The organism is Litorivivens sp. (genome assembly GCF_041625495.1).
Lineage (GTDB): Bacteria > Pseudomonadota > Gammaproteobacteria > Pseudomonadales > Spongiibacteraceae > Litorivivens.
The window spans coordinates 1-10,465 of the sequence record NZ_JBFJTH010000136.1 but is presented as its reverse complement, the minus strand read 5'-3'; the positions used below and the strand labels follow the sequence as shown (position 1 = coordinate 10,465).

At 53.0% G+C, this 10,465-nt stretch carries 6 protein-coding genes; 4 read left to right on the top strand and 2 right to left on the bottom strand.

The window, feature by feature from the left end; genetic code table 11:
- Positions 1-1,019 (top strand): c-type cytochrome (locus ABYP39_RS14220; protein ID WP_372783161.1); only part of this gene is annotated, 1,019 nt, incomplete at its 5' end.
- On the opposite strand, the gene ABYP39_RS14215 is transcribed toward ABYP39_RS14220, so the two are convergent.
- Together ABYP39_RS14215 and ABYP39_RS14210 are read right to left on the bottom strand one after the other, a co-directional pair.
- Positions 1,000-3,336, bottom strand: coding sequence for a TonB-dependent receptor (locus tag ABYP39_RS14215; RefSeq protein ID WP_372783159.1), 2,337 nt, complete (start codon positions 3,334-3,336; stop codon positions 1,000-1,002). The genes ABYP39_RS14220 and ABYP39_RS14215 overlap by 20 nt on opposite strands.
- 46 nt (positions 3,337-3,382) lie before the next feature.
- The gene (locus ABYP39_RS14210; RefSeq protein WP_372783157.1) at positions 3,383-4,468 is read right to left on the bottom strand and encodes a DUF3089 domain-containing protein; all 1,086 of its coding nucleotides are present in this window, start codon (positions 4,466-4,468) and stop codon (positions 3,383-3,385) included.
- A 419-nt stretch (positions 4,469-4,887) separates the two neighbouring features.
- Between ABYP39_RS14210 and ABYP39_RS14205 the strand changes: the two genes are divergently transcribed.
- The 3 genes from ABYP39_RS14205 (at position 4,888) to ABYP39_RS14195 (ending at position 10,394) form a co-directional block, all read left to right on the top strand.
- The gene (locus ABYP39_RS14205; RefSeq protein ID WP_372783155.1) at positions 4,888-6,006 is read left to right on the top strand and encodes a hypothetical protein; all 1,119 of its coding nucleotides are present in this window, start codon (positions 4,888-4,890) and stop codon (positions 6,004-6,006) included.
- Positions 6,007-6,530: 524 nt separating this feature from the next.
- Positions 6,531-9,095 carry a DUF748 domain-containing protein gene (locus ABYP39_RS14200; protein ID WP_372783153.1) on the top strand — a complete coding sequence of 855 codons (2,565 nt, stop codon included), beginning with the start codon at positions 6,531-6,533 and terminating at the stop codon, positions 9,093-9,095.
- Positions 9,096-9,200: 105 nt separating this feature from the next.
- The gene (locus ABYP39_RS14195) at positions 9,201-10,394 is read left to right on the top strand and encodes an ISL3 family transposase (RefSeq protein WP_372783151.1); all 1,194 of its coding nucleotides are present in this window, start codon (positions 9,201-9,203) and stop codon (positions 10,392-10,394) included.
- Positions 10,395-10,465 lie beyond the last annotated feature (71 nt).

Here is a 10,465-nt window from a genome sequence, read left to right as displayed (position 1 = left end):
GTCAGTCGCTGCCGCTGTCACCGCCGCCGTTCACCCGGCAGCATTTGTCAGTAGATGATCTGTCGACGCGAACGCCGCTAGTTGCCGAGGTGGTGCGGCGCAAGTACGAAAAGTTTGCCTATGGTGGCTTGTATACGTTGCCCAGCCGGCAGGGAACGCTGGTTTATCCGGGTATAGACGGTGGCGCCGAGTGGGGCGGTGCAGCATGGGACGAAGCGACACAGACACTCTATATAAACGCCAATGAAGTGCCTTACTTTATTCAGATGGTTGAGGGTGATGCCACGGATAAAGGGGTCGCAACGCCCCGCTCCGCTTATTTGATCGCTTGCTCTGGATGCCATGGGGTGGATCACGCTGGTGACGGACTGACGGTTCCCTCGCTGGTGGGTTTGCGCGAGCGAATGAACCCACTCAAGGCCTATCGTATTGCGCGCGATGGGCGTGGTCGCATGCCGGCAAATCAGTTGCTGCCTTGGTATGGTCTGGCAGCAGTGATTGGCTATCTGTACCTGAGTGACGAGATAGACCAAGCGCCGCTGGCTGAAGGAAGTGGAGATTTTGCCTTTCTTAACGCGGGCTGGCAGAAGTTTGTCGACCCTGATGGGCTTCCGGCCAGCGCGCCGCCGTGGGGAACGTTGACGGCTATTGACTTTAAAAACGAGCGCATCAAATGGCGGATTCCGTTGGGTGATTACCCCAAAGCCACAGCACTGGGCTACCAAGGCTTGGGTGCAGAAAATTATGGAGGCCCAGTGATTACTGCCGGAGGGCTGCTTTTTATCGGGGCCACGCCAGATTCCAGATTCCGCGCATTCGACAGCCAAACAGGTGAGTTGCTGTGGGAAACGACCTTGCCAGCGGCCGGGTTTGCGACGCCCACCGTATATGCGGCGGGCGGACGACAATTCATTGTTATCGCCGCAGGCGGCGGCAAATTGGGGCAGATGTCCGGCGCGGAGTATATTGCCTACGCGCTGCCCGTAGAATTGTCTGGGGCTACCAGTCTGCCTCAATAATCAAACCGGCCGTACGCGGTGGCTGGGGAGCGATCAGTGAGTAGTTGCCGGGATCAGGTTGGGAAAAATGATGTGTGAATATGTCATCGTGATTCTCCAGATTTTCTACAAACACGCCTACGCGATAGCGGTCTGTGGGGCTGCTCCAATTTAGCCTGACATCTGTTTTGTGGTGCGCGTCGACCCGGTCTATAGGATTGTCATACGGGCGGCGTTGATAGTCGTCTGACCAGCTGAATTTCAGCAGGCCGGTTAGACGCCCCATTGCCTCCAGCGAGTGCGTATAACGCAGTAGCGCACCAAAGGTCAGTTCGGGCGAATCACTCATTCGCGCGCCTTTGAAGTTGTGGGGTTGATCAGCGTCGCAGCCCGGCTGGGTGTTTTGGTTCACCAACTCATCATCACGGCCGCAAAACTCTTCGAACGTGGCGTCGAGCCAGCCCAGTGAAAAATGCGCCAGAAACGAGTGAGTTGGTGCCCATTGCAGCTCGGCTTCAACGCCGCGAATGGAGGCAGCGCCGGCGTTGTTCAGCTCAATGCCGGTGACCACAATTTTAGAAACCTGCAGGTCTTCGTAGGAGTAGTCAAAGGCGGTAACGTTCAGGGTTAGCGAGCGGTTGTCGAACAGCGCTGTTTTCCAACCGAGTTCGATCATATTCAGAAATTCTGGGTCTACCTGATTTAGCGCACCATCGGTGCGTATCTGGGCGGTCCCCGGTTTGTAACCCGTAGCGTATTTTCCGTACAGCATGCCTTCGTCGCTGTAAAACCACTTGGCGCCAACTTCGCCTGTGGTCGCGGTGGAATCCCCCGGGGCATTGAACGATTGGTCCGAGACCACGAAAGGTGGGTTGGGCTGGCCGGTCTGCTGGTCACGGGCGGCGGCGGTATCGCGTTCTACCTTTAGGCGGTATTCATCGCGGTTGCCCCGAACCCCGGCAAACAGTTCAACTTCGGGGAGGGTGGCGACCATGTCGTGCAGATTGGCGCGCACATTCAAGAACACCGCTTCGTTCTTCGTGTCGTTGTTCATGTCGCGGGTAACGACTTCGGCGTCGAAGGTGCGTTCCGCAAGGCCCAGCGGAAGGTCTAAGGGGGAGAAAAATAGCTGGCCTAGGTTCTGGCGCGTGCGGGCAACAACATAACGATCTTCGTGGTCATCATCCCGGTACCAGAAAAAGCCCAGAATCCACTCAACGCCATTTGTATTCTGCGAGGTGAATCGCAGCTCCACATTGCGCCCTACACCATTGAGATAGTTGTCGGTTTCTACAATTTTGATCTCGGAACCGTCCAAATCGTTATAACGATGCAGTCTTCTGCGTTCTACGCCGCCAATGAGGTCAATGTCCATGTTGCCAATTAGCCACAGGTCCTCCAGTCCCCAGGTGAGGTCTGCCACCAGGCGACTGTTTTTATCAACCACGGGACCAATTTCCTGATACTGCTGAGAGCGGACCTTGAGCAGATCAAGCGGCATGGGCTTTACCCCAAAGCTTTCATAGCGTTCGCTCTGTCGAGTGGAAATGGATGGGCTGGCGACCACACCGGCATTGGTTTTTTTATGATTCTTGATGGCGTGCAGTGCGACGCGGAGGTTGTCGCTCAGATAACCTTCGATGATGCCCCGGTAAAAATAACGGGTGAAGCTTTCCGGCTCTTCATCGCCTGAGGCGAGTTCATTGTCGAGATAGCCGGTTCGCTGCTCCCATAGGCCGGCAAGGCGTGTATTGATGCCGTCAGCAACCGGTGCGTTGATGTAACTGCGCAGGCGTCGATTGTCGAACGAGGCTACTTGAAGGTCACCACCTACTTCCCAGTGGTCTACCGGACGCTGCCATTTCACATCCACAGCGCCTGCGGTGGCGTTTCTACCGTAGACGGTGCCGGAGGGTCCGCGAATTACCTCGATGGTCTGAACGTCGTAGAACGGCTCTGTGGTGTCAACAAAATAGCCGTTTACATGAAACGCAACCGGCGACGTGCCACCAAAGGCCTTGCCGATGCCGCGAATGGTTATATCGTTGCCTTCACGGTTGTTACGCGAAACCAGCCCTGGCGTAATATCGGCGAGCTGGGTAAAGCCGTCGATGTTATTCGACTTAATCAGTTCGTTCGAAAAAGCGGAAACCGCAGCTGATACCTCCTGGATAGATTCCGTGCGTTTGCTGGCCGTAACGTAAACCTCTTCTATCATGGCCGCTGGCGCGGAAGAGGGGGGTGATTGCTCTGTTTGCGCTTGCGTGCTGTCTGCGGCGGCAAGCACAAAGGCCGGGGCGAGGGCTAGTAGGATAGTGTGTCGGTTGCTCTTCATCATCGTCTCAACATTTTATTATCGTATGGTGATGCGCTGTGTGCAGGCATTACCGCTGTTGTTGAAAGTAAGCGCGTGTTCGCTCACGCAGGTTTTCCCGTATGTTCATCCAGAATAAGTTGTAGTCGTAGGCGTGATAGCCACCGCCGGGGAATAGCGCCATTGAATAGCCGCGTGCCTGCGGCGCGGTTATCCATAAAATACCATCTTCGCATCGGGCGCCAGTTTGCGCCTTGTGTGGAGCGTCCAGAAAGTATGGTCCGGTGATAGGCAGTGAGCCCAGATTCTCACTTTTGGGTACTGCGGCGTTGTCTTGTCGCCAGGATAGGGGGTTGACGCATACTGGATGCCCCTTGCTTTTCCAGTGGCTATCATCGCCACCCTCGGCGATTGCATTCCAGCTCAAGTAGCAACCGGTGTCGGTCCCGGTTTGGCATACGGGTAATAAATGGGATAGCCACTTTTCGTCGACCGTATTGCCGATAAGGTAGCCGGCGACCAGTCGTCTGGCATCTTTGGGTCTTTCCTGAAAAAGGTATTGCAGCAGGGGAATGGCATGTGTGGTGCCCTGGCTGTGACTGGTGATGAGAAAGGGGCGTCCATCGTTGTACTGGTCGAGAAAATAGTCGAAAGCCCTTCGCACATCACTGAACGCGAGCGCGAGAGCCTGTTCTCTGTCGTTTAAGCTTAGTGGATTCACCTGAGCACCCTGCGACGCTTGTCGATAGCGGGGTGCAAACACGCGAGCTACGCCGTTGTATACCGCTGCGTGTTGGGGGAGCATGCCGTAGTCGGTGATTACCTTCGAAAGTAGGTCATCGACAGAGGCGTTCCAGTTGCCGCCAAGCAGGTAGCTGGTTGGGTGAATATAAAATGCGTCGATAGCGGCGCTGGCCTGAAGGTCCTGCTCGGTCGTTCCCTTTGGAACGATATCGGCGTTGTCCTCTTTACTTGGCAGGGCGGCCCAGTTTTTGGATTTACTGTAGTCTGGCGCTTCTGGAGCTTGAGTAATATCAAAGGGTGTATCGGGAGTGAGCAGGCCGGAAAAAAGGTCGACACCGAATACGTAAGAAGGTGACAGGCACAAGCACAGTACGACGACGTGAGGTAGCCTGGAAACACGCAATCCAGCCATGGCAAAGGTATCTCCTTTGAAGTGCTTGTCTGCGAGTTGCGATTATCAGTAGAACTGGACGCATCTGAGCGCAGACTAGGATTTTATTATTCGAATATGGCGGGGCATCGCGCCCCTTAAGCTGAATCCTAACATGCTTGACTAGTCTGGCAATGGCCGGATTGGTCAGGGTTGATGGCAAGCCTGTATTATTTTGTCAGCCCGGCGGTGAGCTGGTGTGGAGTGCTGGGCGCTTTGTCTTGGATCGACATCTAACGAATTGAAATATATGATCTTTTCCAATATCTGCAGTGGTGTAATCTGTTTTTAATGACTTGTTCGTCTACTCGTTTATTGTGGGTGAACCGTAAATAGACAACTTAAGAATAATGACACAGCAAGCCGTTACGCACTCGCCAAATGCGCCTCTCCATATAAAATTGGCATTCGCGCGCCGCGAAGACGTGGTCTCTGATGCGGCAACCAAAACAGGGCTGAGAATTCCAACCCGTTTCGCCGCAGACAGGCCCGGTGAGGGCACAGAGTCGCATTGGTGCCAAGCGATTGACCTAAGTGATCAACCGATCTCCGCAGGCCTGTCCGAGGTAGGATTTGCACAGATCGAGTTAGCCGGGTTGCCTGACTTGCAGGCTGAACTGAGCGCTGTGCGCGCTGCTGGTAAGCTATCCGCCGCTACAGCTAAAGCCATTCGTGGGCATATTCAGGGGCAAACCTTTCGGCTGACCGATGGTCGTCGACTCAAGGTGCTTTTTGTAGCGCCTGAGGGATTCATTATGCGTAGCGCCGGGCCGAACGGTCTGGATGTGGCGCCGGACGAAACCATGACAGAGCATAACGGCCACCGTGCGGCCGACAGGGTTCACGGCGACCAGAATGTCTACGGCACCCCTCTGAAGCAGATGTTGAAGGGCTTTGCGCCATGGCTGTTTCGCCACCAGACGGGGCAGCGTGCCAATCGATTTTCCCCCGTACACCTGCTTAATCTCTGGATTCCCCTGCAGCAGTCTACGCAGCCGCTTGCGCTGGCAGACCGTCGAACGGTGGATAGCGCAACGCAACAGGTTCGCTACGCCCTTACAACCGATGGTTTTTTAGAGCGTGATGCTCAAACGCAACTCAACGATATCTGGCTGTTTCTTCACGACCCCAAACAGCACTGGTACTGCGACACAGCGATGGATTCAGGCAAGGCCTATGTATTTGACACCTTGGGTGAGCCGCACGGCGCGGCGACTTTGCCGGGTGAATCGGTCGCAGAAAAATACTACCGCCGGTTACAGGCGCTGGTACACGCCATTGCGCTAGGCCGTCCCAGCGAGATTGGCAGCATTCTCGACGAGCCGCTGCTCGAAGAGCCGGCCAATACGCCGCCGACGCTGCGTTCAAATATTCAGGCAATACGTAGCCTTATCATGGAAGCCGAGCAGAGCGGGCCAGACGAGTTTGCCGAGAAGGATTGGAAGGCCCGATCTGAAGCGGCGCTGGACAGGTTGGTGAGAAAATCGTTGGAGATGCGTGCTGTTGCCGTGGTTTTCTGACGCAATGACAGTGGGAGCAGGTCTATCTGCTCATTGCCAGCTGACACCGTGAATCGCCCTGCCAACGTCAGCCAGGCATTCACATAGATCCTTCAACACACTGATATCTATCGGTTAATCAACTTTCGCTGCGTTGATCTGAATCTAGGTGCGTGACGTGAAGTGGCTGTATTGGTTGAGACTTCTATAGTTTGTATTGGAGGGCTTACCTCAGGCCTCAGACCTGAATGCTCCTCTCAGGGGCGCCCAGTGCGCCAATATTGTCCTATGCTTCTATTGTAGGCGCCGTTGCTATGGTTTGCGCAAACGTAACTAAGGCTAGTGCGCGCCGTCGCGGATACAGCCCGCTTTAGGCTAGCTCCAGGAGACACCATGCAGGTTTTGGCGTTTTCAAAGACCTACCGTTACCACTCTTGTTTTCGGGCACTCTAGGTTTCGAACGTTATCCTTTGGCACCTTTATCCTTCGCTGAAAGGTCGTGTATTTAGTAACAGCAATGGTTTATCCAACAGGGTGAAACGGCTATGACAACCACGAAGGCCTTGCCGAGAAGCACTAGTTTCTATGTGATCTTGAGGCGGGTCGTTTTGATTGTTGGCTTAATCTTACTTTCTGTATGTCTTGCCGTCTGGGCTTTTAGCCCGACGCTCGCGCGCTGGCAAGTCAATCGCGTGCTTTCTCCGTACGATGTGCAGTTAAGTGACGATTCAGTCATACGACTAAATCCCTTCATCCTTAAATTATCAGTTCAGGATGTAAAATTACTCGCCAGTCAAACGGGCAAGGACTTAGCACGGATAGATTCCGGCTTTGTTGATGTCGACGCGTCTTCGTTGTTTTCGAAAGAACTGAAGTTTGAAGGCTTCTCAATGACTGGCTTTTCCGTTCTGGCATCTCGCTCGGCTTCCGATATAACGATGGCTGGTTTTTCGATGTCTGCGCAGCAGGCTGAGGCCGATGAATCAGCAGCTGGTGTTCGGGCCGCTGCAATGCTAGAGGTAAGCCCGACAAGTGCTGCAGACAGTCTCGATGGTTCAATAAAAATCGCTCCTGTCGATAATAGTGCTGCAGCTGCAAGCGAAAAACTGGATTTGCCGAAGGAATCCATTTGGCGTGTTAATGCGAAAAAAATCGAATTCGACGATATTTCAATTGCAATTGACAATATTGGGGTTCGACATCAATTGACAATTGAGTCGTTGATCGTCAGCGCTGTCGCAATAGATCAGCACTCACAGAGCTTTACGGTGTCGCTTAGTGCGGTAGTTGACGGCGCGCCGCTATCTATGGTCGCGTCTCTTGGGGCTAAATCGCGTGCCGGCCAGCTCGAAATAGATTTTAGTATGAATAACTATCCGTTGAGTCGAGTCGGCTATCTATTGGGAGAGTACGTCAGCGATGTGTCGGGATCTGTTGATGTGAATATTCGCCAGCATATCGATTTTGATGAGTCTTCTATTTTGCTTGATGTACCGGAACTGAAGGTGCAGTTCTCCAATCTTTCTGCTGTTGGAAATGGCGTGGCATTGGATAGTGAGGCGCTCATAGCGATCATCAACAGTGGGCGTCTTGAAATTCGAGAGGATTCTGCGCCTGAGGTTGATGCGCAATTTTCTGTTGGCGGTAAATTAACGCGTATCTCGTCAGAAAATCGACGCGATACGTTGCTTCAATATGCTTCCCTCGATATCGCAGATGGCAAGCTTGCTTTCGTAGATTTTCCGGAATTAGCGATTGGGAAGACTGTTGTCGATAAACTATTGGTATCTGAGAAGGGGGACGCGCCCGATTCAGGCGCCGATAAAAAGAAAGCGATGCAAGCGATTGCTGCTATCGATAAAGTTAGCGTTATTAAGCTAGATTTTAAAGATGGGCACATGGCTGTTGATACAATGCGATTTGATGGCCTTGATGGTTCGGTACATCTGGATAGTGATAAGAAGCCCTCAAATTTGGTGGCGCTAGAACAGCCGGCCACTAAAGACACAGGAGCCATCGAAGGTATTAAGACTGTGGAACTGGAACAGCCGGCTGATTCTCCAGTTGAAGAACGCAATGCACCGTTGACCTACAGTATAAATCAGTTGGCCGTTTCGGATGGCAGTCATTTTAACTTTATTGATTCGAGTGTTAAGCCCGTGTTTAGGCAAAAAATAGAGTTTACGAAGTTCGAGGTCAGTCAGCTTGATAGTCGTCACCCAGATCGAAAGATGACGTTTGATATTCAAGTTAAAACAGATAAGTACGCGTCTACAAAGATCGTTGGTTCCATGCAGCCCTTTGCAGAGAAAGTAAACTTTCAAGCCAATGCAAATGTTCGAGAGTACTCGCTGCCAAAGGTATCGCCGTATCTGAAAAAAGCGTTGGGTTTCGAGATGCTAAGTGGGCAATTCGATACCAAGATTAAGCTTGAGATAGTCGACAATATTATTGATGGCGAATCGAAGCTTTCTATTCGCGGCTTGAAACTGTCATCCAAAGATGCCGCGCAGCCCAATTTGCTGAAAGACCAGGGGGCGATGCCGTTGAACTCGGCGTTAGGCATGTTAATGGATGATAAAGGGAACTTTAAACTCAAGGTTCCGTTGACAGGAGATATTGAAAAGCCGGGGTTTGGCCCAGCCAGCTTTATTGCGCTGGTTAGTAAGAAAGCCATCATGTCGTCGGCGCAGTCTTATCTGGTGGAAACCTTCGTACCATATGCAAACGTATTATCGGTAGTGATGATGGCTGGCGAGTACATGCTTAAGGTGAAATTTCAGGATCTGATCTATTCGCCGGGTGCGATTGAGAACCTGCCAGAGCATAAGACCTTTATCGACGAGTTTACTCGCCTACTTAAAGACAAACCTGATACTCAGGTAAAGGTGTGTGCTGTAGCCACTGTAGCGGATCTAGCGCGTGCAGATAGCGGGATTTCCGATGAGGCCTATGTGGAGGAGTTAAAAGTAATCAGCGAGGCGCGTGGAGAGAGCTTCAAGTCATTGGTCATGGAGAGTGGCGGGGTAGAGTCGTCGCGGCTATTGCTCTGTCAGCCCCAAGTGGATCTAAGCAAAGGCGCGAAGCCCAGGATCGAATTTGAGACTTGAACGTAATTTCTGTGTAGCGGGAAAAATGGGCTCTTCATCATTAACGGGGGACACCGGCATTCATTAAACTGAATTTGCGAAGAAACAGTTTGATGGAGAATACCGATGTCCCACGCAGGAAGGATTATAGGCATACCCGGCCTTGAGATTGAACGGGTAGTGCGCACACAGAGTATTGAGGTGTGGGCCAAGCCGAGTTTCAGGCCGCCGTGCAAGCACTGCCAGGTGCCGGGTTTGCGGATCAAGGCGTCCTACTGGCGTACCGTAAAGCATACCCGCCAGGGCAATCAGGTGCTGACACTGCATCTGCGGGTGCCTAAGTACCACTGCCGGGGCTGCCGGCGCTATTTTCGGCATTCCTTTACCGGCATCAGACCCCGTTATCGAGCCTCGGAAGCGTATCGGCTGGAAGTTTTTGAGGCCCACGATGGCGGTGTTACACAGCGCAAGCTTTCGCTGACCCATCGGATCAGCCCCGCGACGGTTGAGCGCTGGTATCAGCATCATGTCAGCCAGAAGCGCTCCGAGGGTGACCGCCGCGCCTGCCCTCGGGTGCTGGGGATTGATGAGCATTTCTTTACGCGCAAGAAGGGCTACGCTACAACCTTTGCAGACCTAAGGAACCACAAGATATTTGATGTCCAGCTGGGGCGCTCAGAACCCAGTTTGCGCCGCTATTTACGGCACTTAGAAGGCAAAGAGCGTGTTCAGGTGGTGGTGATGGATCTATCGCAGACCTACCGCAGCATCGCCCGTCGTTACTTCCCCAATGCCACCATTGTGGCCGACCGTTTTCATGTGGTGCGACTGATTAACCAGCACTTCCTGAAGGTCTGGCAACAGCATGACCCGGAAGGCAGGAAGAACCGCGGGCTGATTAGCCTCATGCGTCGCCATCAATGGCGGCTGAGTGACGAGCAGCACGCCAACTTGATGAACTATTTGTCGGCCTACCCGGTGTTGCAGAAGCTGTATGTGGCCAAGCAGCGCCTGGTTCGCTTTATGCTGCTCAAAACGCTGACAAGAAGCAGAGCCAAAGCCAAGTTGCCGGCCTTCATGGCATTGATTAATCAGTTGGCAGCGAGCCCGTTAAAGGCGCTGGCGGCAACCTTAAAGTCATGGCTACAACCTATCGTAGCGATGTGGCGTTTCACCAAGAGCAACGGGATCACGGAGGGCTTCCACAACAAGATGGAAATGATGTCACGGCGAGCGTATGGTTTTAGAAACTTTGAAAATTACAGATTAAGAGTGCTGGCCCATTGTGGATGGGACGGGATAATCAACAGGGTGAGATGAATGCCCATCCCCCGTTTATGGGGTAGAGCCGAAACCCTCGGCAGCTCCGATCACTGCTGCGGTTGCGGCTG